This window comes from [Flexibacter] sp. ATCC 35208, from assembly GCF_001975825.1.
Taxonomy (GTDB): domain Bacteria; phylum Bacteroidota; class Bacteroidia; order Chitinophagales; family Chitinophagaceae; genus Chitinophaga.
The window spans coordinates 121,714-144,423 of record NZ_MTKN01000007.1; the positions used below are offsets into that span (position 1 = coordinate 121,714).

At 46.1% G+C, this 22,710-nt stretch carries 18 protein-coding genes; 3 read left to right on the plus strand and 15 right to left on the minus strand.

All coding sequences use genetic code 11. The annotated features are described in order from the left end of the window. The first annotated feature begins 444 nt into the window (after nt 1-444). Nucleotides 445-1,320 (plus strand): AraC family transcriptional regulator, encoded by an 876-nt coding sequence (locus BW716_RS07020; RefSeq protein WP_083721818.1) that lies wholly within the window; start codon nt 445-447, stop codon nt 1,318-1,320. 82 nt (nt 1,321-1,402) lie between these two features. Here the strand turns inward: BW716_RS07020 and BW716_RS07025 are convergent, their stop codons facing one another. The 3 genes from BW716_RS07025 to BW716_RS07035 form a co-directional block, all read right to left on the minus strand. Beyond that, nucleotides 1,403-1,861, minus strand: a complete 459-nt coding sequence (locus tag BW716_RS07025; RefSeq protein ID WP_143708766.1) for a hypothetical protein — start codon at nt 1,859-1,861, stop codon at nt 1,403-1,405. Nucleotides 1,862-1,918: 57 nt separating this feature from the next. Next, the gene (locus BW716_RS07030) at nt 1,919-5,269 is read right to left on the minus strand and encodes a PQQ-dependent sugar dehydrogenase (protein ID WP_083721820.1); all 3,351 of its coding nucleotides are present in this window, start codon (nt 5,267-5,269) and stop codon (nt 1,919-1,921) included. A gap of 369 nt (nt 5,270-5,638) precedes the next feature. Next, nucleotides 5,639-7,873 (minus strand): S9 family peptidase, encoded by a 2,235-nt coding sequence (locus tag BW716_RS07035; protein ID WP_083721821.1) that lies wholly within the window; start codon nt 7,871-7,873, stop codon nt 5,639-5,641. Nucleotides 7,874-8,050: 177 nt separating this feature from the next. Between BW716_RS07035 and mgrA the strand changes: the two genes are divergently transcribed. Then, nucleotides 8,051-9,046, plus strand: coding sequence for an L-glyceraldehyde 3-phosphate reductase (gene mgrA, locus BW716_RS07040; RefSeq protein ID WP_083721822.1), 996 nt, complete (start codon nt 8,051-8,053; stop codon nt 9,044-9,046). Nucleotides 9,047-9,193: 147 nt separating this feature from the next. On the opposite strand, the gene BW716_RS07045 is transcribed toward mgrA, so the two are convergent. The 12 genes from BW716_RS07045 to BW716_RS07085 form a co-directional block, all read right to left on the minus strand. Further along, nucleotides 9,194-9,955: a phosphosulfolactate synthase gene (locus tag BW716_RS07045; protein WP_083721823.1), complete on the minus strand. Its 762-nt coding sequence runs from the start codon at nt 9,953-9,955 to the stop codon at nt 9,194-9,196. 200 nt (nt 9,956-10,155) lie between these two features. Further along, nucleotides 10,156-10,635, minus strand: a complete 480-nt coding sequence (locus BW716_RS07050) for a DinB family protein (RefSeq protein WP_083721824.1) — start codon at nt 10,633-10,635, stop codon at nt 10,156-10,158. Nucleotides 10,636-10,760: 125 nt separating this feature from the next. Next, a complete protein-coding gene (locus BW716_RS07055) occupies nt 10,761-11,663 on the minus strand; it encodes a sterol desaturase family protein (protein WP_083721825.1) in 903 nt (300 codons plus the stop codon). Nucleotides 11,664-11,678: 15 nt separating this feature from the next. After that, entirely contained in the window at nt 11,679-11,834 is a 156-nt protein-coding gene (locus tag BW716_RS36665) for a hypothetical protein (protein WP_179091022.1), read from the minus strand. A gap of 13 nt (nt 11,835-11,847) precedes the next feature. Beyond that, nucleotides 11,848-11,970: a hypothetical protein gene (locus BW716_RS38425; RefSeq protein ID WP_255373858.1), complete on the minus strand. Its 123-nt coding sequence runs from the start codon at nt 11,968-11,970 to the stop codon at nt 11,848-11,850. A 3-nt stretch (nt 11,971-11,973) separates the two neighbouring features. Beyond that, complete coding sequence (locus tag BW716_RS07060) at nt 11,974-13,797, minus strand: sulfatase-like hydrolase/transferase (RefSeq protein ID WP_083721826.1); 1,824 nt, start codon at nt 13,795-13,797, stop codon at nt 11,974-11,976. A gap of 19 nt (nt 13,798-13,816) precedes the next feature. Continuing rightward, on the minus strand, nt 13,817-15,268 hold the full coding sequence (locus BW716_RS07065) for a RagB/SusD family nutrient uptake outer membrane protein (RefSeq protein WP_083721827.1): 1,452 nt from the start codon (nt 15,266-15,268) through the stop codon (nt 13,817-13,819). Between the two features lie 11 nt (nt 15,269-15,279). Then, complete coding sequence (locus BW716_RS07070) at nt 15,280-18,396, minus strand: TonB-dependent receptor (RefSeq protein WP_083721828.1); 3,117 nt, start codon at nt 18,394-18,396, stop codon at nt 15,280-15,282. Between the two features lie 537 nt (nt 18,397-18,933). After that, complete coding sequence (locus tag BW716_RS36670; protein ID WP_179091023.1) at nt 18,934-19,083, minus strand: hypothetical protein; 150 nt, start codon at nt 19,081-19,083, stop codon at nt 18,934-18,936. A gap of 46 nt (nt 19,084-19,129) precedes the next feature. Further along, nucleotides 19,130-19,999, minus strand: coding sequence for an aldose 1-epimerase family protein (locus BW716_RS07075; RefSeq protein WP_083721829.1), 870 nt, complete (start codon nt 19,997-19,999; stop codon nt 19,130-19,132). A gap of 33 nt (nt 20,000-20,032) precedes the next feature. After that, nucleotides 20,033-20,242, minus strand: coding sequence for a hypothetical protein (locus tag BW716_RS07080; RefSeq protein ID WP_083721869.1), 210 nt, complete (start codon nt 20,240-20,242; stop codon nt 20,033-20,035). A 162-nt stretch (nt 20,243-20,404) separates the two neighbouring features. After that, nucleotides 20,405-21,805, minus strand: a complete 1,401-nt coding sequence (locus BW716_RS07085; RefSeq protein ID WP_083721830.1) for a rhodanese-like domain-containing protein — start codon at nt 21,803-21,805, stop codon at nt 20,405-20,407. A gap of 61 nt (nt 21,806-21,866) precedes the next feature. On the opposite strand from BW716_RS07085, the gene BW716_RS07090 reads away from it, so the two are divergent. Beyond that, a complete protein-coding gene (locus BW716_RS07090) occupies nt 21,867-22,652 on the plus strand; it encodes an SDR family NAD(P)-dependent oxidoreductase (protein ID WP_083721870.1) in 786 nt (261 codons plus the stop codon). Nucleotides 22,653-22,710: the final 58 nt, after the last annotated feature.

Sequence of the window (22,710 nt, forward strand, 5' to 3'; positions counted from 1 at the left end):
TTATTTTTTTTTTCAAAAATATCTACTACAATGTAAGGGGGCCGCTCTGATAGTAATCAATTATTATTAAATTTTAACCTCTTTGACTGAGGGGTAGTTGCAATGCCTGTTATACGCACATCTCCGAATTATTGCGCGGGCGGCCGCCGGGCCTGCGGAGACGGAAACACGGTACTTTTAACGGGTGTAATTTAGGTTAATCCGGATTTTATCCATCATTGCCCGGATATTAACCTGTATAGGTTTAATATTATGAAATTTGGGTTAAAATCCGTAATATTGAGAGGACGAAATTTTAATTGTGTAATTAACACTCATTTCTACCCGATAGACGGGATCAACCAAAATATTTAGATTTTGCTACTGAAGAAGGGCCTTTTTACTTTTTACCTGTAAAACAATTTTTGCAAGTACCTGCTTGCGGTGACTTAAAATTACTTTACGATGAAAGTGTTACAGTTTACTATACCTGTTCCGCTGGACAAATCGATCATTGTTCAAAAAGACGTTTTGCCTTTTTTCTATCCACACTTACACAGACATCATGAGATCCAGATGAGCTGGATTCAACAGGGAGAAGGCACCCTGGTAGCGGATAATAATATGCATGCGTTCCGGCCGAATGATATATTCTGGCTGGGGGCAAATCAACCGCATATCTTTAAGAGTGAGGCGTCGTATTTTCAGCCTAAAAGCAGGAAGAAGATCGTGGCGCTGGCGATATTTTTTAATCCGAATGGAGATCTATCTTCGTTGTTTAATTTGCCGGAGACGAAGTTGCTGAAGAACTTTATTTCGCAGAGCCAGTCAGGGTTTAAGGTGCCAGATGCCCATAAGGCGGAGGTGAGTAGTAAGATGATGCAGATTACGAATAGTAGTGGCACGGATCAGTTGTTGCAGTTTGTAGATCTGTTAAAGCAATTATCCGGGTATGCGGATATGACGCCACTGGCTACGGCACAGAAGACGCAGCTGGTGAGTGAGCATGAGGGGATCAGGATCGGGAATATCTATAATTATATTATGCAGAATTATGATAAGCCGATCACGCTGGAAGATGCGGCGAAGCAGGCGCATATGACACCACAGGCTTTTTGCAGGTTCTTCAAGAAGCATACGCTGCATACGTTTGTTTCATTTTTGAATGAGGTGAGGATTAATGAGGCGTGTAAGAAGCTGACGGATGGAGCGTTTGATAATATTGCGACGGTGGCGTATACGTGTGGGTTCAATAGTATTACGAATTTCAACAGGGTGTTTAAGACGGTGACGACGCAGTCGCCGAGTGATTATATGACGAGTTATTTTCAGAGTGTATAAAAAACAAACCCGCCTAAAACGGCGGGTTTGTTTTTTATATTTCATTCTGCTCTCAGTTTAAAAAGAGTCATATTCCTCACACCTACATTTTTATATCCGGATTCACCCCCTGCTTCCTATGTGCCGCCCATTGCTCCAATGCCTTGTCAAAAAAAGACTGCACCGTCGCCCTACTCCCATCCACATACACCTTAATCAATTTATGATCATACGTCGTCACCAACAAGTGCGGCGTTCCTACCTGTGCCGAACGGTACAAAGTATCCATGGTCCGGATATTCTCATAGTATGCAAAAGCAATTTCATCTTTCGACTTGCTTCTATCATCTATATAGTAAGTAGCTACCCGCTTGCTGGAAACAAAATTGCCGGCTATTCGCTTTCTGTAGTTGGAGTAAAATTGGTAAATGGTCTCGTCCTCATCCAGTAAATGCAGATCCTTGAGGCGCTGTATCAACCGCTCGCTGATCATCTTGTCCCTTTGGCCGGGCTGACAGGCAAACAAACAACATAAAAAAATGCCCCAAACATAATATTTCATGGTAAAGGAAATTTACAGAAAAGCATGGAGGCCAGAACCGACCTCCATGCTTTTGCGCTACAATTTAATAAATTTCCTGTTTATCTTCTTTTCACCGTCTTTAAACTGTATGATATAAGTACCCGGCGTCAATCCGCTCACGTCGATCTTACCACCTTCAGAACGCAGGGAACTGGTTTGTCCGCTGGCTACGTTCACGATGGTAAAGAGACCGTCGCTGGTTATTCCACTGATATTAAGGTAATTATATGCTGGGTTGGGATAGATCTTAAACGACTTCTGAGGAGCAGCGTTGTAATTGGCTACCCTGGCAGCACTGTTGCCGTAGACTTCCAGTTCGAAAATTGAGTAACCATAGCCCGTAGTTCTGGCGGTACCGTAAATCTGCACGTAACGACCTGTAGCTGTCAAACCGGTGTGGTCATTTATGAGATCGTTATTGCCTGTAATGTTTTTTACGGTATGCCAGTTGCCAATGGTGTCCGCCACCTGTACGAGGTAGTCTTTGCCTTTGGCATTTTCCCAGGTGATCTTCACTTCGCTGATATTATACCTTGCTCCCAGGTCTACATAGATCGAGGAAGGATCTTCGAAGGCGCTGGACCAGCGGGTATTCAGGTCGCCATCCACTGCTGCGGAACCAGGCATGGTCACGGCGTTTTCATTGCCGGATACCACTACGTTTTTATTCAGTGCCAGGTTAGCGCTGCCACCATTGCTGACGGTGATACCCACCGGGATGGAAGTAGCCGTAAGACCCGCATTGTCAGTCGCTTTGGCGGTGAGAGAGTATGTACCGGCAGGCACACTGGTCCAGGTAAAGGTATAAGGCGCATCAGCATCCTCTCCTATTTTTGTACTACCCTGGTAGAATTCTACATTCATGACTGTGCCGGTAGAATCTGTGACTGCAGCTGCTATTTCAATGTTATCGCCTGCGGAGAAGGTGGTATTGTTTGCAGGCGCACTCAGGCTCACTACAGGACCTTCTACGCTACCTGCCAGTGCAAAGGTGAGGTAGTTCACATTGAAGTCTGTGGCATCCAGCGATACGCGCAGTACTTTCACACCTTTGGTCAGTACAGGTGTGGTGATGGATACCGTTTGCCATGCCTGAAAACCACCAGTAGCAGGTACGGTAATATTGCCGGAGATGTTCTGGCCATCCAGTTCTACGTGCATCGTCTTGGCAGCGCCGGGATTGGCTACGCGAACAGACAATGTGTATTGCGCAGCAGTCGTCACATCTATCGTATATTCCAACCACTCTCCAGCTGCCACATAGCCAATGTTATAACCACCTTCGGAGCAGTTTTCAAGATCTACATCTTCAGTTGTGCGGTATTGATTACCTGCATTGCCGGTAGAGTTGTCATGGTAAGCAATGCCTTCGCCACCGAGGTCGAAGTTTTCAATTTCGATCTTGCCGGGAATAGCCGTAGGAGTCGCGAAATAAGGATTTTGCAGATTTGCACCAAGGGCATAGTTTGCTGTAAAGGTGCTATCCTTTGCAGGCACACGGATCGTCTGAGCCGCAGCACCCCCATTGCTCCAGGATGCGAATTCATAGTACTTGCCGTTTAATACCTGTGGCGTAACCGCTTCCAGGGAGATCGGTGTATTGACGACGAGTGTCTTTGTAAATGGCGCAGTGTTCTGTGCACCGAGAATGAGTTGTAATCCTGCGATGTTAGCAGCTGCGGTGATGTTTACTTTATTTGGAATGATATCTATTGAATCTACACCGGTACGACCTTGTGAATCACTCACGGTGAGCATGATGCGTAACCATACATTCGGAGAAGTTTCCCCACCATTGTCGGCCACAAAAGTACCGGCAGTTACACCATTTGGTACGGCGGGACCCGGGTGATAGTGCTGATTGTTCGCACCATCCTGGTGATAGAAACGTACTTCCCACTGGTATTTGCTGGCAGGTATAGTGCCATCTTCTGCATCGGTGGCAGTAGCTGCAAAGTGAACGGTATCGCCTACATTCCAGGTGAGTGTAGAGAGTGGTGCAGTAATGTGTGGCACCGGGCGTGCATTGAATGGCAGTATAGTGAGTTTTGCGTTATCACTGGTATCCCTGCCTGCACTGTTGCTTACAATACAACGATAATTGGCTGAATCGGAAGCGGCTACTGCTGCAATCACAAAAGTATCTGCCGTAGCACCGGAGATGTTCACACCATTCTTTTGCCATTGATAAGTTAATGGCAATGCACCCGAAGAGGTAACGGAGAATTCAACAGGATCGCCCGTTACAATAGCCTGGCTTTGCGGCTGATTCACGATCACTGGTAATTGTGTCGTATCATATTCCAACCGGTACAATGATCCGTTCGTGCCGTAGTATACAAAATAAATATTACCATCCAGACCTACGCTCGTGCCCAATACACTTCTGAAATTGGTAGTAGAGAAGGTCGTTGCGCCGGCCCCGGGATTGGTCGCATCTACACTCCTGAACCAATCAGCACACCAGTCGGAGAAATAAAAACGATTCTTGTATTCGGCAGGGTACCTGGTGTTAGTTGGGTTGAAGAATACACCAGAGGTAATGGCACAACCCCATCCATCATGCGGATAAGCGAATACAGGTGCGATGGTAGAATCAGGTTGTTCAGGACCTGACTGGCCTTTGCCATCCCATCCATAGTTATAATGTTTGGTAGAATCCGGTGCAGTGACATCGTCAATTTCTTCATAGTTACCGCCTACATTGACAACGAATATCTTGCCGGATACCGGGTCCAGTGCCATTTTCCATGGGTTGCGCATACCGATGGCCCAGATGCTTCTTTGCTGGCGCGAAGCATTGGGTGTGTTGTAATAAGGATTGCCGGGAGCAGGCTGACCATCGGCGGTGAGACGCAGGATCTTTCCACGATAGGTATCCAGTTTGGTTGCTTCCGCAGGAGAATTACTTTCTCCGATGGCGACATACAAATAGTTGTCTTTGAACAGGATGGCGCCACCATTGTGAAAACCATTGATGATAGGATCGAATTCCATGATGCGGGTCGTGTCAGTGATCTGGTTGGCGGCGTTGATCGTCACACGGTCCAGGTAGTGCACGGTGCTGGCAGCATTGGTGTAGAAGATGTAGAACTGGCCGTTGGTGGCAAACTGCGGATGCAGTGTGATGCCTAACAGCCCCTGTTCATTGGCAGTAGTCGTCGATACAAAATGTACGATGGAGACAGTACCGTTTTGATAGACTTTTACATTACCGCCACGTTCGGCGATAAAGATACGGCCATCAGGCGCATGGGCCAAAGCAGTGGCTTCATTGATGTTGTTGCCCGAGAGCTGTTTGAGTACAAATGCCGATGGCAGTTGAGCAAAGGCAGCACTGGCATAGAGAAACACCAATATAAAAATGGTGAGTAGGTTTTTCTTCATGTATAGGATTGTTGATGAATATAGGACGATATGTTTAAGGCATGGTATGTCTTTGTTAATGGCGATTGTAAAATAATAAAGATATCGGATAGAATGCGTAAATGCCGGCAATTACCGGCATTTACGCAGAAAAATAATGTAGATATATACTATACAATGCCGGTGGCATAAGGTACCAAAGGACCCAAAGGACGCTCCTCTTCGACGGGTAGTAATTGAGGACTAAAGGTCATTGGGGGTTGTAAATTGCTGGTAGCTACAATCATTTCAAAATTACACCCGTACATGATGAAAGGGAGTAAAGATTTGCCGGGCAATGGTGATCTTAATTTGAGATATAAAGTCAGATAGAATTTTATACAGCGAATGTTAATTTCTATCAGGTGGTGTCACCCCCAATAAATTCTTAACAAAGAAATCCCGCTTTTTCAGTCTGCCATACGGCCCGCCATCACTATGGCCCATACCGGGCACCACAAGCAGATCGAAGTCTTTATTCGCTTTGATAAGGGCATCTACAACACGGTAGGTAGATTCAGGTGGTACGTTGTTGTCTGCTTCGCCAACGATGAGAAGGAGTTTGCCTTTCAGTTTGCTCGCATTAATCACATTGGATTGCGCGGCGTAGTGTGGACCCACCGGGTACCCCATCCATTGTTCATTCCACCATTGCTTATCGACACGGTTGTCGTGACAACCACAGGCTGATACGGCGGCTTTGTAAAATTCAGGATGGAAGAGCAACGCGCCGGCTGCATTCTGGCCACCAGCGCTGGTGCCGTAGAGGCCTACGCGGGTAGTATCGACGTAAGGATATTTTGCAGCGAGGGCTTTGATCCATAAAATACGATCCGGCAAACCTGCATCAGCAAGATTTTGCCAGCATACATCATGAAAAGCTTTGGAGCGGTTGGCGGTACCCATACCATCGATCTGAACGACAATAAAGCCCAATTCTGCGAGGCTTTGCATTTCGCTGAACGTCATGAAGGTCTTGGGTACAAAAGCATCCTGTGGGCCTGCGTAAATGTTTTCTATGACAGGGTACCTGCGTGTACTATCGAAGTTACGCGGACGGCAGACTACCCCCCAAATGTCGGTCTGGCCATCGCGGGCTTTGGCGGTGAATACTTCAGGCAGGCGGATGCCGGTGGCGAAGTAATCGTGCAGGTCTGCTGTTTCTACTTCCATTATTTGCCTGCCATCGGTAGTGCGATGCAGGGTGATGACAGGTGGTAGATCCGGACGGGAATAGGTGTCGAGGTAGTATGTTCTGTCAGGTGAAAAAGAAAGATTATGCTGGGCATTTTCTTTTGTGAGTGATACGAGTTGCGTACCATCGAAATTAATACGATAGTAGTGAATATTGTAAGGGTCTTCGCCGGGGTTCATGCCACTGGCTTTGAACCAGATCTCTCTTTTCTTTTCATCTACACTGTCGATGTCGCGTACCACGTATGGCCCTTTGGTGATCTCGTTTTTGATCGTGCCTTTGATGGCGTCAATTAAGTATAAGTGATACCAGCCGTCCTTTTCGGAGGACCAGATAATTTCGTTAGTTGCTTCGAGATAGTGTGTGAAGATGCGGGATTCATAGATGAAGGTCTTTGTTTTTTCATCGACCAGATCGCGGGTGTTGCCATTGGCAGCATCGACTTCTATAATGCGGAAACGCTGGTGACCACGGTCTGCTTTTTCGTACGTAAAATAGCGGGAATCATCTTTGCGCCAGCGCAGGTATGGCTTGCCAAGGAAGTCGTAGAGCGGTGTGTTGACTTTAGTCGCCTTTTTATCTGAAGGATTAAAAATGAACATTTCGAAGGAGGTGAAAGGATCCCCGGGTTGTGCATATTCTTCGGTATCCAGGCGGGCACGGGTCTGTTCCGGGAGAGAAGAAAGTAAGTGATGGATGGATCCTATTTTTTCAGGACGAATGCGGTAGCCAACGAAGTACCTGCTGTCAGGCGACCATTGCAATGCGCCGTAAGGCTGATCGATATTGCCATCGGTGGTGAGTGGTACGGAGTCAGTGGCGCCGGTGGCTTTGAGGAAAACATTGCCGTTGTGTATGGAAGTCACCCATTCTTTGTTGGGCGATGATGTATCGGAGGCAGTGTTGTCATCGTGAAAAGACCAGCGGGAGATATTACGAAAAGCTGTTTGTGCCGTGCTGACCAGCGGTGTTTTTATCTGTGTACATTGGCCATTTTTGTATTCATACCATTGCTCTTTGACAGCAAATTTCAATGAAGATTTCTCTATCAGCAGATCTGTGATCGGCAGATGTTTGCTATCGGATAGCTTTAAAGCAGCAGCTATTTTTTCGTGGTCGAATGCAGGTGATTTTGTGCCTTTGGCAGCATCCACTAATATATATTCGACAGTGCTGTCTTTTAAATAGTTTTTGTACCAGAAAGATTTATTGTTTGCCTGCCAATGAGGTTTGACAGTGGTTTTGTAAGCTTTGCCACGAATGATGGAATCGAGTTGTGATGCTTGCTGGTAAGCAGTTTTTTCTTCAGCAGCAGAAGGCTGATAAGGAGGTAAGGATTGCGCCCATGCGAATGCCGGGAATAAGATGATCAGCAGGAAAATATTTTTCATAATGATAAATTTAAGGGATGCACGGTCATATGGGTTTGCAGATTTTAGCTTTTTCTGAGCGAAAGTTGCGAAAAATTTTCTTTGCTTTTAATAAATGTTTACGGCCAGCTGAAAGGATAACCGGCTTGAGAGATTGATTAATTAGCACTATCTTGGGCATTCTAAATTTTCACGAATATGAATGCTTATGTACCTGCTGGTGACCGGTATGATTCCATGCAATATAACCGTTGCGGGAAAAGCGGCATCAAACTCCCGGCGGTTTCGCTGGGCCTGTGGCACAACTTTGGTTCCATCGATACTTTTGAAAACGGCAGAAAGATTGTACGCCGAGCCTTTGACAAAGGCATTACCCATTTTGATCTGGCGAACAACTATGGTCCTGTGCCTGGTTCTGCAGAAGAGAATTTTGGGCATATCCTGAAAAAAGATTTTACTGGTCATTTGAGGGATGAGCTGATCATTTCTTCCAAGGCGGGTTATCATATGTGGCAGGGTCCTTATGGAGAATGGGGTTCAAGAAAATATATGTTGTCCAGCCTGGATCAGAGTTTGAAAAGATTGCAGCTGGATTATGTAGATATATTTTATTCGCACCGTCCGGATCCTGATACCCCGATCGAAGAGACCATGGGTGCACTGGATACGGCAGTCAGACAAGGAAAGGCGCTGTATGTAGGATTGTCTAATTATACAGCGGAGCAGACAGCGGCGGCGCTGGCGGTGTTAAAGTCACTCGGTACGCCTTGTTTAATACATCAGCCAAGGTATTCTATGTTTGAGAGATGGGTGGAGAATGGTTTGCTGGATGTGCTGGAAAGCAATGGTGTGGGATGTATTCCGTTTTCACCACTGGCACAGGGGTTATTGACGGACAGATACCTGCATGGTATTCCGGAGGGATCAAGGGCGAGTAAGCCAAGCGGGTTCCTGAAAGCGGAGCAGATCACGCAGGAGAAGCTGGATAAGATCACAAAGCTGAATGCGATAGCGCAGCGGAGAGGTCAGTCGCTGGCACAGATGGCGCTGTCATGGCTGCTGAAGGATAGGCGGATAACGACGGTGTTGATTGGAGCGAGTTCTGTGGAGCAGTTGGATAATAATCTGGGGGCGTTGGGGAATTTGAGGTATACGGTGGAGGAATTGGAGGAGATAGAAGGGATTTTAAAATAAAAGGAAATTTGAGGTTGGAATAGAGATAGAAGGTATACTGAAATAATAGGAAATGGAGGTTGCTGAGTGAAAGCAATTTCGAAATTACATAATAAAGGCTCCCTTGGTAACCCGGGGAGCCTTTAATTATTTACAGATAAAATAAGTCTACAAATAAAAATGGAAACTATCCCCTCTCAGCCCCACTCTCATCGCTTCAAGAGAAATGACTTCACTTGATGATATATTGCCGAGATTGGCATTACAACCTACCAAACGCAGGAAATACAATTGCTGATCCTTACGTGGCGCTTCCCAAATGATTTTCTCCCCGGGGATCTTTGTGAGGATCTCCTGCACCAATCCTTCTCTCACCTCACCTGAGTCACGATACAGACCCACCGTACCCTGCTCTCTTGCTTCTGCAATTACATAAGTAGCACCGGCTTCCATCTCAGCTTTCATCAACTCAATCCATTTATAAGGAGGCGTGATGTGCTCACGGTCTTTATCTTTGGAACCTACTTCACTTAATACAGTACCCAGTTTTGCCAGTTTTTCTATATACCCGCATTTTTCAGCGTGTGGGATACTGAGTGATCCGTCGGATACTTCAAAATATTTGATACCATATTCTTTGGCTACGTTCAGGTAGTCATCGAACTGGTTGCGGATGATAAATGCTTCGAGCAGTAAGCCACCAAAATAGACGGGTACATTGAAGGAATGGAACAGGTCTATTTTCTCCTTCAGGTTTGGCGTTACGTAGGCCGTACCGAAGGCGAGCTTTACCATGTCTACATGTGGTGATGCAACGGATAAGAAATCTTTTGTGTCTTGCAGGCTCAGTCCCTTGTCGGTTACCATTGTGATGCCGTTAGAACGGGGCCGTTGCGTACGTTCGGGCATCTTATCCAGGTTGAAGTTCATTTTCCTAATTTTTTATCTTCCGGGGCAAAGGTATTTAAAAAATCAGGACATGTGAGGGAAAGTTTTGATGGATGGGTATTGACGTTGGATCGCACCTTGTGTCAGGCGTTGTCTGGCTATTTCAGGTGCTGGGTGGCACCTTGCGTCAGGCGTTGTCTGGCTGTGTCTTGCTTTTGAAAGAGCCTGCGGCTATTTTTGGGTTATAGTGATTGTAGCTGTTTCTTTAATAATTCTATCTGGCCGGTATGGTACATGTCATGGAGGGCTACGCCATTGATCAGGTATTTGATATCGTAATCCCTGCCGCCTACCGGTGTGTCCAGGTCTTCGGGACTAAGGTCATCAAGCGCGTCCAGCAGGTCTTCGTGTACGTTTTCCTGTGCTTCGAGAAGTTGTTGCCAGCCTGCGGCCGGGTCTGCTGCGAGATCAGTGACATTAAGCGAATCTTCCTGATCGACGTCGTAATTGATATTGCCCTGTAATTTTTGTATGACGAATTGTTTCCAGTGGGTCATGTGCTTTACAATAGCGGCGATTGAATTACGGTGGCCAGGGGGTTGTTGGAACGCCAGTTCGGGGGTTACACCATCAATGGCACTGCAAAAACTGACCCCTACCCAATTGTCTCCATCATAGATCTCGGCATATTGCTGATGGATGTCGAGGTTGAGTGATTTCATAATTTGAGGTTGATATTGTAAAATACGGAGTATGAAGGGATTTCCCTAATAATGGTGTAACATTTAATATAAAAAATACGCTTTGCCTGTGGCAAAGCGTATTTCAAAAAAAAGGGTGGGGCTCATTATGACCCTGCCACCACCGCAGGCGCCTCCAACGGCAAGGCATCCCCTACCATAGGTCCGTTAGCCGCCAGTTCGCTTCCTTCTTTCTTAGATTTGAATATAGGCCACAGAAACTGGGCATACCACTCTTCCTGTTTATAATGTTTAATGCCATACCCGGAAGGATATTGCCGGGTTATAATCCCCGTACCAAATATCAGATCCCAGACAAAGAACATATTCCCAAAATTCCCTTTATAATACCCGACCCCATCATCTGACGTATCTGCATGATGCGCATGGTGGGTAGCAGGCGTGGAAATCACCCTCTCCATCACCCAACCTATTGGCTTCAACCATTTGATGGTATAAAACGGTTTGTCCCATTTTATACTGGAATGCGCGCCTGTTGTAATCAGCGCTTTCACCCCTGTTACAAACAATACTGGATATCCTAATCCCAGGTACACCAGCGTTGTTGTCAAATAGATCTGTGAAAAGAAAATGGTATAGATCACATTCTGCCTGCTCGCCATGGCCATCCCCATATAAGGCGCGGAATGGTGTGTACGATGAAACCGCCATAACCAGGGCAACTGGTGATGCAACCGGTGATACCAGTACTGTGTAAGATCATCTGCTATTGCTATGATGGCAAATCCCCACCAGAAAGGTACCCATGCAAATGCATTCTTCGCATCCGGCAGAAAACGGGGGAATAATAACAGACCTAAGTAAGCCACGAAAGGTCTTACAATGATCTTAGGTATGATAAAGCAGACAATGTCCAGCACCTTTTCATTCTTCGTCCAGTGATTTTCATAGAGTCCATAAGCAAATTCGATCACTCCAATGAGCAGCATGATGACAGGTAGTCCCCAGCCATTGAGATTGCGAAAAATGGTTTCGATATGTACAAGCATGTGAATGAGTTTTTATTATTTGTGAATAGTTATCGCCGGTTTATCTTTCCATGGCCGCTGACCTGAAATCATAAAAGACAATAACATCAGCACGATCGGCAATGCATAAATGAAGACGCTGATAATGACATCTCTCAATATGCGTTGCTGCGTTACTACTGGCGTTTTCATACCTTTTGTTTTTTTAGTTAGACAATAAATACCTGACCAACCATAATAACAGACCGATCACCCCCAATGGAATGAGGAAAATGATGATCCCCACTATGATCTTCCTAATGAGTAATAGTATGTCCTGCACTACCATGACTTATCGTTTTACTTTTTTTGCATTAATTAATTTTCCTGTAAAGACATCTTCCCAGTCTATGAGTGGATAGATGTTGTATTTCTTAGCATCTTCTTCAAACTGTTTCTTCAACTCCGCCAGTTTTTCAGGATACTTTTTAGCCAGGTTATTTTGCTCGTTGAAGTCTTCATCCAGGTTATAGAGTTCCCATTCATCTTTGGCAAAATCCTTCTGTACATCATGCTTTGTATCCGCATACTCATTCAGATCAATGTAATCAGGATGATGTGCTGCTGCGGCTTTCCAGCCATCTTTGTACACGGCACGGTTACCAAAGATGTAATAGTATTGTTCTGTATGACGGGATGGGGCCTTTGCATTGTCAAAGGAGTAAGCCAGTGATGCACCCTGTAATGTGTCCTGTTTGATCCCTTTGATCGCTGTAGGAAATGGCACGCCTGTCACCTCGAGTGTAGTAGGCAGAATGTCCGTTACGTAACCGTATTGGGTACGCAGTGCTCCTTTGTCTGTGATCTTTTTTGGATAGAACACGATGAGCGGGTTGCGGGTACCACCTTCTGCAAATGCATCCTGTTTCCAGAATTTGAAAGGTGTATTGGTCGCCTGTGCCCAGCCTAAAGGATAGTTGGCGTCTGACTCAGGCGTGCCAATGAGTGCGATATTCTCTTCGTTGTATTTAGTGAGTGCTGCACGGGTGAGGTTCTTATTACCTCGCGGTGTTTGTTTGTTGGAAACGACACCTTCGTCCGTACCTTCTTTGCTGGCGCCGTTATCACCTATTACCACATAGATGAGGGTATTGTCGAGCTGATTGATACTCTTTAAATAGTTGATCACACGACCTACCTGGTAATCGGTATAGGTAAGGTATGCAGCATAGACTTCGAAGAACCGTGCATAGAGCTTTTGTTCATCGGGTCTCAGGCTGTTCCATGCCTTGATGCGTGCATTGCGGGCAGGCAGGGTGGCATTTGCAGGAATGATACCCAGCTTCTTCTGGTTGGCAAATACCTTCTGACGGTATACATCCCAGCCTTCGTCAAACTGACCTTTGTACTTATCACGCCAGTCTGCAGGTACCTGATGTGGGGCGTGTGTTGCCGCAGGTGCATAGTAAAGAAAGAAGGGTTTACCCGGCGCCGCCTTTTGCTGACGTGCGATGTAGCTGATGGCTTTATCAGTAAGCTGTTCACTGAAGTGACGGCCATCGGGTTGGATGTTCACATTGTCTTCTGCCAGTGCAGGTTTATATTGATCTGTTTGTGAGCCAAGGAAACCAAAGAAATGTTCAAACCCTTTGCCGGAAGGCCAGTAGTCGAAAGGACCGGCATTGGAAGTATCTTCATCAGGTGTGACCCCATACTTACCAACCGCAAAGGTATTGTAACCTGCATTCTTCAACACTTCGGCAATGGTACCGGAAGAGCTGGGGATACGACCATCCCAGCCGGGGAAACCTGCTGATGAAAAGTAGTGTGCAAAACCACCCATGTGTACAAAGTGCTGGTTTCTGCCCGTGAGCAATGCTGCACGGGTAGGTGCGCAAATGGCGGCTGTATGAAAATTTGTATAGCGCAAACCATTAGCCGCCAGACTATCAAAAACCGGCGTGCTGATTAAACCACCAAAAGCACTGCTGGCACCAAATCCCACATCATCTAACAATACGAGCAATACGTTGGGTGCACCTTGTGGCGGACGCACAGGTTCAGGCCACCACTCTTTGGATTCGGCGAGGGTGCGGCCGACAGTGCCCTGATAAGTTTGAGCCGTCGCAGCGAGCGAAGAGAGAATAACAGCAGCTGCTAAAAATTGTTTTTTCATTGATAGCGTTTTGTGAGTTTTACCAACCGGGATTTTGTGTCAGTTCGTTATTAATATCTATTTCTGATTGTGGGATCGGGTAAAGTGTATCTTTCAAAGCAGCGCCTGTCTTGGCAGGATACACCCTGAGTGCATCGTACAAATAGGTGCCTCCCCTTCTCGACAAGTCGAACCAGCGATTGCCTTCCTGTATGAATTCCTTTCTTCTTTCATGGAATACAGAATCACGAAAAGCTGCCTGACTCAGGCCTGCTGTGAGGTTGCTGATCTTTGCCCTTGCCCTTACCTGATTAATAGCAGCATAGGCATCGGCTCCGGGACCATTGATCTCGTTCAGTACTTCTGCCTGCATGAGCAGTACATCTGCATAGCGGATCACAGGATAGTTGATACCACTGATGGACTGATTCGTCAATGGAGAAATGGAATAGTCGATGAACTTGGCGAAGCGTGCAGCGCCGAATTGTACATACTTGCCAGTGGCAGCATTATACATTTGTGTAAAGAACGTCACGTCACGACGGGTATCAAAGCTGGCGAACAATTGATACAAAGTACTGTCTGCAGGCTGATCGCCGGGATATACAGCAGGATTGAAAGAGCTAAAGTTACTACTGCTCAGAGAGTTGGTACTGTTCTTTGCTCCAAGGTTGGTACCAAATTGTACAGAAAAGATATGTTCTTTGCCATTCTTGGTTGACTGCTGGAATACATCGAGGAAGTTATCAAATAAGGCGTAGCCATAACCACCATTGATCACTGTGTTGAGTTCTGTTGCTGCTTTTGCCCATTCTCTTCTGGTCAGGTAAACCTTAGCGAGCAATGCATGCGCCGCGCCACTGGTTACACGGCCTACATCAGCACCGGTGTATGTTTTAGGCAACAGGGTCGCCTCATTCAGATCTGAAATGATCTGTGCATAGACACTATCCTTGGGACTACGTTTTATCTTTTGTGCATTCACATCGATGCTGGTAGGATCATGCAGTACCAAAGGCGCATCGCCCCAGAAACGTACGATATTAAAATACAATAAGCCCCTGATGAATTTGGCCTCGCGCACCAGTCTTGCCCGAAGGGTGGTATCGAAATCTATATTCGGAATATTGTCTATTGCCACATTTGCACGGCTGATACCAAAATAGTGTTGCTGCCAGTTCTTTTTGATACGGTCATTGGCAGGTACATAAGTCGCAGTACCTAATGCACGTACATCTGTATTGGTATTGGATGGACTAAAGATCTGGTCATCGCTACCGTTGCCGGTTAAGAGGTTCAGGTCACGGCCATAGATCACGAAGTCGCCGGCAGCATCGGTATTGAGTGTACTGTACACCGCTGCTACGGCGGAAACGGCGTCTGACTGCGTTTTGTAGAATTGCGATGCCGTGACGATGGAGTTCGGATCTTCTTCCAGCTTGTTGCAGGCAGCAGCGAAAAGTAAAGAAAATATGATGAGCGATTTGTTCATGGTTGTTAATTTTAGAATGTCAGATTCAGACCAGCGAGAAAACCTTTTGTGCTGGGATAGGCGCCGTAGTCAATACCCTGCTTGGTATTGTCACTATCAAAGAAATTGACTTCGGGATCGAGGCCGGTGTATTTGGTCCATGTCCAGATGTTCTGGGCAGAGACATACACCCTGAGCTGACTGATATGTAACTGGCGGATCACATCGCGGGGTATGGAATAGCCTAAAGAAAGTGTTTTGAGTTTTACGTAAGATCCATCTTCTACATACCTGTCAGTCACCTGTGCTACAGGCGCGTTGGTGGCTTTCGCAACTTTGCCGTTGGGATTGGTCGCACTGTATCTATCCAGCAAAGTGGCAGAGGCATTCAGCGAGAGCGTAGGTATTTCCAGTTTTTGCTGGAGGAAGTTGAAGATCTTATTACCATAAGAACCCTGGAAGAACAAGGACAGGTCAAACCCTTTGTAAGCAAGGGTATTGGAGAAGCCAAAAGTAAATTTAGGCTGTGCACTGCCCAAGTAATGTTTATCTGCAGTGGTGATCGCACCATCACCATTTGTATCTACATATTTGGTATCGCCTACCTGTTGAGATACACCGGTAAGGTAAGGTACACCTTTCGCTACGTCTGCAGCGGTAAGCAACCCTGCGGTATTATATCCCCAGAAACTGCCGACAGGCAACCCAACTTTTACAATCACCGGCGATACATATCCTGTTGGCGCCAAAGGGTAGTAGTAATCGGTTCCCTGGCCCAGGCTAAGGATCTTGTTTTTGTTCACTGCAAATACAGCAGTGGTCTTCCAGGTGAAGGAACTGCTTTTGATATTATCAGATGAAAGACTCAGCTCTATCCCTTTGTTCTCTACGCTACCTACATTCTGCAATACACTGGAATATCCTGAATAGAGCGGGAATGGTACATTCAGCAGCAGGTCTGTCGTCTTCTTATAATAGGCATCGAAGGTAAAGGTGAGGCGGTTGTTGAAGAAGCCTGCATCCAGTCCTACGTTGTATTGGGTAGTAGTCTCCCATTTCAGATTGGGATTGGCAATCTGTGTAGGAGCAATACCTGTAACCAGCGAACCATTGAAGTAGTAATTGCTCGGTGACAATGCTGCCAGTGAACTATAAGGTGGTACTTCGGAGTTGCCGGTACGACCTACAGATGCACGTAATTTCAGGTCATTCACGACTTCGCTGGCAGGACGAAAGAAGTTTTCCTTACCTGCATTCCACGAGACGCCAAGAGAAGGGAAGTAACCCCAGCGGTTATTTTTACCCAGTTTGGAAGAACCATCTGCACGCAGGGAGATCGTTACATTGTATATATGGTTATAAGAATAACTGGCTCTTGCGAGGTATGAATTCAGTGATGACTCATGTGCATCCGAAGTAGAGAGTACCGCAGTACCTGCATAGTTCAGGTTATTGAATGTAGTCAGGTCATTGGGGAATTTCTGTGCACTGGCTACGGCAGACTGGTCTTCCTGGTGCTGGGTAGTATAACCAGCCAATACATTCAGGAAGTGCTTATTGCTGAAAGTATGATCCCAGGTGAGGGTATTTTCATTGATCCAGGTCGATGCGGCAATATTACCCACAGATGCATAGCCCTGTGCAGAATACCCGGTACTGTTGCCAGCTGGCGAACCCGCGTAACTGGGAGAGTAATAATTTTGCTTGGTATTAATGAGGTCTGTACCGCCTGTAACTTTGAGGGTGAGGTCTTTGAGGATCTTGTATTCTGCGGAGGCGTTGCCGAGAATACGACGGATGTAAGTACGGTTAATGGTGGACTTAAAATCCTGAATAGGGTTGGTAGGAATTGAGGAATAAGGGCTGGCTGTATAATAGGTGCCGTTTGCATTGTAGACAGGCACTACGGGTGATACCTGTAATAAATTTGCGAAAGCGGTGCTCTGGAAGTTGATGCTGTTATAGCTATTTCCATAGAGTTTATCCTCGATGGATTGGCTACCGAATATATTGGTGGAGACTTTCAGTTTGTCGCCAATATTTCTTTCGTAATTGATCCTGCCGGAGTACCGTTTGAAACCGGTGTTGACAACGATACCGTCCTGGTTGAAGTAGTTGCCGGAGATGAGGTACCTCGATTTATCGTCGCCACCAGATACAGAGAGCTCGTGGTTTTGAATGGGCGCTTTGCGAAGTGCGGCAGATTGCCAGTCAGTACCGGCACCGAGGGCAGCGATGGCAGAGTCGCTGTAGGTTTTGGTGCTGCCGGTGCTTGTATTCACATCATTGATGAGAGAGGCCCATTGGGAGGCATTGAGGAGGTGCAGTTTTTTACGCACCTGTTGCTGGCCAAAGTAGGTGCTGTAACTAATTTCGTCGCGGCCGCGTTTCCCTCTTTTGGTCGTGATCACCACTACCCCATTCGCGCCACGGGAGCCATAGATGGCGGTGGCAGAAGCGTCTTTGAGGATTTCGATACTTTCTATATCGCTGGGATTGATGGTAGAGAGGGCGTTCACCCCTACCCCGTTGGACGCGCTGGTGTTTACATTATCATTGTTATTATAGATGATAAAGCCATCGATCACATAGAGGGGTGCGTTGCCAAAGCTGATGGAGTTCCCACCTCTTACACGGATAGTGGCGGTGGCACCGGGTGCCCCGGAGCTCTGGGTGACATTGATACCTGGTACGGAGCCTTGCAATAAATTGTCGAAAGAGGCAGCGGGTTGTGACAGCAATCCTTTGTTCACGCTGGCTACAGCGCCGGTGAGGTCACTTTTGCGTTGGGTGCCATAACCTACTACTACGACTTCGTTGAGCTGGCTTTCGTTTTCGACCAGCGAGATGGTGAGTGGTGAGTTGGAGGCTTCGATCTCCTGTTTTTTATACCCTATATAAACCGCTTCGAGTACGTAGGGAAGTTTTTGTCCTGTTTTGAAAAAGAACTTCCCTTTATTGTCAGTGAGCACCTGGTTGGTGGTACCTTTGATCCTTACCAAAGCCCCTATGAGCGGGGTTTGGGATTTGCTGTCTACGACAATGCCGGTGAGTGTGGAGTTGATGACTGGTTCATTCACTGTTTGAGCATACGACGTTACAGGTGCTAATCCCAGGGTGAGTGAGATGAGCAAGAGAACTTTTTTCATTAAATTTGTAGTTAGCGATTAAAAAATAAGGTGCCTGCCCAGCGATGTGAATCGTTGAGTAGAGCGATAACGAGCCTTGTTAAAATCCGGCCGGTGACTGTTCCCGCAGTTACCGGCTTTCTTTTTTTAGCACACGGATGGCGTGCCTTTGTTATGTAGATGTTTGTGCATATTGCAGTTTTGAGGCATTCTTATGTCGTGTGATTGACATAGGAAAGCACGTGTCAGGATTATTATGATGGAAAGGTGATTGAATGGAAGAAATATAATTAGCGGCAACAACAGCGGTCGGCTGAGTTAGGACATCCTGGTTGATAATAAATGGTTTGTACTGTATTTGCCATTGTACAAAATAAATTACAGTGATATTGGGACAAAAATAGTAAAAAATATTAGTCCACCAAATTAGTGTACTATTATTTTTTTAAGAGATAAGCCATTTCAGGGGCAATCGCTATGCGATAGATATAAATGGGCTTTAACGCTGCGTTGGGTTAATCCTTTAAAAAATAAGAAAACCGCCCCGAAGGGCGGTTATTAATGATGTTTAAAGTATTGTATAGCCTGTTCATGTTTCTTCGCATCTTCCAACGAATCAAACGTTCCCAGGTTTTTCCGTTTTTGTGTCTTCGGATCTACTTTACGTGAGTAAATCCGATACTTCCCTGATTTCAGTTTTCGTATCATGACAGTTCGTTTTTCTCATCATAATACCTGAAAATATCATACCATATTAAAAGAAATCCGCTGTCCAGCTTCTCTCAAATACCTGTTCAGCCCCCAGTTTATTGATCCCTTCCTTTTCTGTAAGTTCACCAGTAGCATCCACATTATCCGCTACACCACACCACGGTTCGATACAAACAAAGTCAGCATCTATCGCCGCCCAGATACCCATGAATGGAAATCCATCAAATTGCAAAGTAAGACCATGTGGTTTCTTATCGCTTTTAATGGAGATCGCATTGGAAGCAAGATCTTTAAATACCAGTGCATCCTTATAAAAGAGTGATTTTTTCAGGTCTAAGCGCTGTGTATGCTCCAGGAAAGGAACAGGTGTCTTTTCCACAAATCCTCCATCAGACAGGAGATATAAACGGGTATCTTCTACTTTATTAAACGCAAGGTAGTAATCCTCGTAAGTAACTCCTTCTTCCAAAGGCACTTTGAATGCAGGATGTGCGCCCACAGAGAAATACATGTCTGCCACACCTTTATTTTCCACCTGGTAAGTAACAGTGAGCTTTGCATCTTCAATTGCATAAATGACAGCAAAACGGAAATGAAAGGGGTATACTTTCAGGGTTTCTTCATTACTATTCAGTTCGAACGTAACCTGGGTATCGCTCTGCGAAGTAACAGCAAATACATTGTCCCTTGCAAAACCATGCCTGCTGAGTGTGTAATTTTTTCCTTCAAACGTGTAAGTATTATTCTTTACAGTACCCACTATAGGAAATAGTACAGGGCTGGTTTTGGCCCAGAAAGCAGGGTCTGCATTCCAGAGATACTCCTGCTGCAGGTCTGTACGGGTTACTTTGCGGAGCTCCGCTCCTTTTTCAGCGATGACTACGTGCAACTGTCCGTTCTTCAATTCAGGCATATATTCCTATTTTTATGCCTGTAAATGTAAGGATTATTTTTTCCTGGCACCCAATACCAAAACTACGCCTACAACAGAGACAATCGCGCCCGCATAGGTAGGCCATCCAATCCATTTGTTTTCTTTCTTATTGATTTCAACGGGGCCAAGGTCAACTACTTTCTTTTGGGTGGTTACAGAGAAGCCTCTGATGACAATCATGGCAATACCAGCGATAATGAGGACGAGACCTAATGTTTTCATGCTTATCAGTTTTAGATAAGTAAAGACAATCGGCATGCCAGCAAAATGCAGCAAACCACTTCTAACAAAAATGGAAGCCAACCTGAAAGATCATCCTCCGGCAGAAGGGTATCTTCTTAGTCAGCTTCCTTGCAGGTTTATTTGTATAGTCTATGAAGAACGTCAAAGTTGGGTTTGGGGGCACACATATTCAGTCAACTGAAGTCTGTTTGCTTCACGGATTGCCTTGAGCCCACCTCTAACATCTACCAGGTGGCTGAAGCCTCTGGCTTTTAGTATGGAGATAAACATCATGGAGCGATAACCGGCTGCACAATGTATGTAGTACAATTTCTCTTTATCCAGCAGTTGCATGCTGTCATTGATATAATCCAGCGGCGCATGGATAGCGTCCATAACGTGTTCGCTTTCAAACTCACTTCTGCGGCGTACATCCACAATATGCTCCCCACCGGTGAGGGAACTGGCTTCTACCGTAATGACCCTATCTATAGGCTTGCCGGCCTCCATCCAGGAGAGCATACCACCTTTCAGAAAACCCATAGTAAAATCATATCCCACTCTGGCGAGACGGACGATCACTTCCTCTTCCCTGCCGGTAGGTGCTACGATAAGAATGGGTTGTTGTATATCCGGAATGAGGGTGCCTGCCCATGGAGCAAAGCTGCCATCAATACCGATATTAATAGCACCGGGTATAAAACCGGTGGCAAATTCTTCAGGATCGCGGGCATCGAGAATGAGTGCACCCGTTTCGTCTGCGATAGCTTCGAAATCTTCTGGCAATAACGCCTGGAGACCTCTTGACAAAACGGTACCCATTTCAGTAGCACCTTCTTTGTTCAACCGCACATTTTCAGGAAAGTAAGCAGGTGGTGTAGTCAGACCGGTAGTTACTTCAATGATAAACTCATCGCGGGTCATATTTTTGCGCAAAGCATAGTTTGTCGCAAGCTGGTTAGCCAGGGTATCGGTGGTTTCGCGGCTCATATTTTTGCCACAGGCACTACCTGCACCATGACCGGGATATACAGTGATATCACCAGGTAATGTCATGATCTTGTTGCGCAGGGAATCGAACAGCACACCGGCCAATTCTTCCCTGGTCATGTTTGCGGCCTTTTGGGCCAGATCAGGACGTCCTACATCGCCAATAAAGAGGGTATCTCCTGAGAACAGGGCCACCGGTTTATTAAACTCGTCGTATAATAGATAAGATGTAGACTCTGGTGTGTGCCCAGGTGTATGTAACACCTGAATAGTACATTTGCCTAAGAACAGAAATTCATTGTCATTTGCTACATAGGCGGGGAAACCTGGTTGTGCCGTAGGGCCATAGACGATAGTGGCGCCGGTAATATTGGACAACTCCAGGTGGCCTGAAACAAAGTCAGCGTGGAAGTGTGTTTCCAGAACATATTTTATACTGGCGTCGGCAGTGGCGGCCTTTTGGATATAGGGGGCCACTTCGCGCAGCGGATCGATGATAGCTGCTACTCCATCACTTTCGATGTAGTAGGCCCCATGTGCGAGACATCCTGTATAAATTTGTTCTATTTTCATGGTGACTAAGCTTGTATTGCAAAGATGCAATACGCCATTTTTTTAACAGATGACCAGGGTCATGCATGAGAATGATATAAATTTTACGGGTAAAATAGTGTGGATCACGGGAGCTTCTTCAGGAATTGGAGAGGCGCTGGCCGTATTGCTGGCAGGAAAAAAGGCGAGGTTGATATTGACAGCCAGACGGGCATCGGCTTTAGAGACTTTGTCAGCGCGATTGGATACTGCAGTGAAAGTATTACCAGCAGATCTGTATACCGCAGATTTTGCCGCATTGTCCGCAGCAGCATTGGCCGCCTTTGGCGGGATTGATATGGTGATACATGCAGCGGGAATCGGGCAAAGATCGCTGGCGGTGGAAACGCCGGTCAAAGTTTACAGACAGTTGATGGAGATTAATTTCTTTGCGCCAGTTGCGATCACGGGATGTTTATTGCCTGTTAGTAATGCGCATATGGTGGTGATAGGGAGTATGTCGGGGTTGATGGGATTTCCGGGCAGGACAGGGTATGCAGCGAGTAAACATGCATTGAAGGGATATTTTGAAACATTGCAGGTGGAGCAGGATGTGCCGGTGACGATTGTGAGCCCGGGTAGGGTGCAGACAAATTTATCACTGTCGGCGATTACGGCGAGTGGGGAGGCGCATGGGGTGATGGATGAAGCACAAATAAAAGGGATCCCGGTCATGGAATGCGCTGCACGAATATTAGAAGGGGTCGCAAAGCGGAAAAAACATGTGATTATTGCGCGGAAGGAGAAGTATCTATATTGGTTGCATAAGTGGTGGCCATCCATCTATTATAAGATTGCAAAAAAATACTCATTTACCACAGGCAAATGAGTATTTTTTTGAGGCTGGGCCTGCGGCCTGCAGAGAAAAAGGAACTTTTAGTTTCGGC

Coding starts and splice junctions, on each gene's coding strand:
- BW716_RS07020 (WP_083721818.1), top strand. CDS start 445: ATGAAAGTGTTACAGTTTACTATACCTGTTCCGCTGGACAAATCGATC.
- BW716_RS07025 (WP_143708766.1), bottom strand. CDS start 1,861: ATGAAATATTATGTTTGGGGCATTTTTTTATGTTGTTTGTTTGCCTGT.
- BW716_RS07030 (WP_083721820.1), bottom strand. CDS start 5,269: ATGAAGAAAAACCTACTCACCATTTTTATATTGGTGTTTCTCTATGCC.
- BW716_RS07035 (WP_083721821.1), bottom strand. CDS start 7,873: ATGAAAAATATTTTCCTGCTGATCATCTTATTCCCGGCATTCGCATGG.
- mgrA (WP_083721822.1), top strand. CDS start 8,051: ATGAATGCTTATGTACCTGCTGGTGACCGGTATGATTCCATGCAATAT.
- BW716_RS07045 (WP_083721823.1), bottom strand. CDS start 9,955: ATGAACTTCAACCTGGATAAGATGCCCGAACGTACGCAACGGCCCCGT.
- BW716_RS07050 (WP_083721824.1), bottom strand. CDS start 10,635: ATGAAATCACTCAACCTCGACATCCATCAGCAATATGCCGAGATCTAT.
- BW716_RS07055 (WP_083721825.1), bottom strand. CDS start 11,663: ATGCTTGTACATATCGAAACCATTTTTCGCAATCTCAATGGCTGGGGA.
- BW716_RS36665 (WP_179091022.1), bottom strand. CDS start 11,834: ATGAAAACGCCAGTAGTAACGCAGCAACGCATATTGAGAGATGTCATT.
- BW716_RS38425 (WP_255373858.1), bottom strand. CDS start 11,970: ATGGTAGTGCAGGACATACTATTACTCATTAGGAAGATCATAGTGGGG.
- BW716_RS07060 (WP_083721826.1), bottom strand. CDS start 13,797: ATGAAAAAACAATTTTTAGCAGCTGCTGTTATTCTCTCTTCGCTCGCT.
- BW716_RS07065 (WP_083721827.1), bottom strand. CDS start 15,268: ATGAACAAATCGCTCATCATATTTTCTTTACTTTTCGCTGCTGCCTGC.
- BW716_RS07070 (WP_083721828.1), bottom strand. CDS start 18,396: ATGAAAAAAGTTCTCTTGCTCATCTCACTCACCCTGGGATTAGCACCT.
- BW716_RS36670 (WP_179091023.1), bottom strand. CDS start 19,083: ATGATACGAAAACTGAAATCAGGGAAGTATCGGATTTACTCACGTAAA.
- BW716_RS07075 (WP_083721829.1), bottom strand. CDS start 19,999: ATGCCTGAATTGAAGAACGGACAGTTGCACGTAGTCATCGCTGAAAAA.
- BW716_RS07080 (WP_083721869.1), bottom strand. CDS start 20,242: ATGAAAACATTAGGTCTCGTCCTCATTATCGCTGGTATTGCCATGATT.
- BW716_RS07085 (WP_083721830.1), bottom strand. CDS start 21,805: ATGAAAATAGAACAAATTTATACAGGATGTCTCGCACATGGGGCCTAC.
- BW716_RS07090 (WP_083721870.1), top strand. CDS start 21,867: ATGCATGAGAATGATATAAATTTTACGGGTAAAATAGTGTGGATCACG.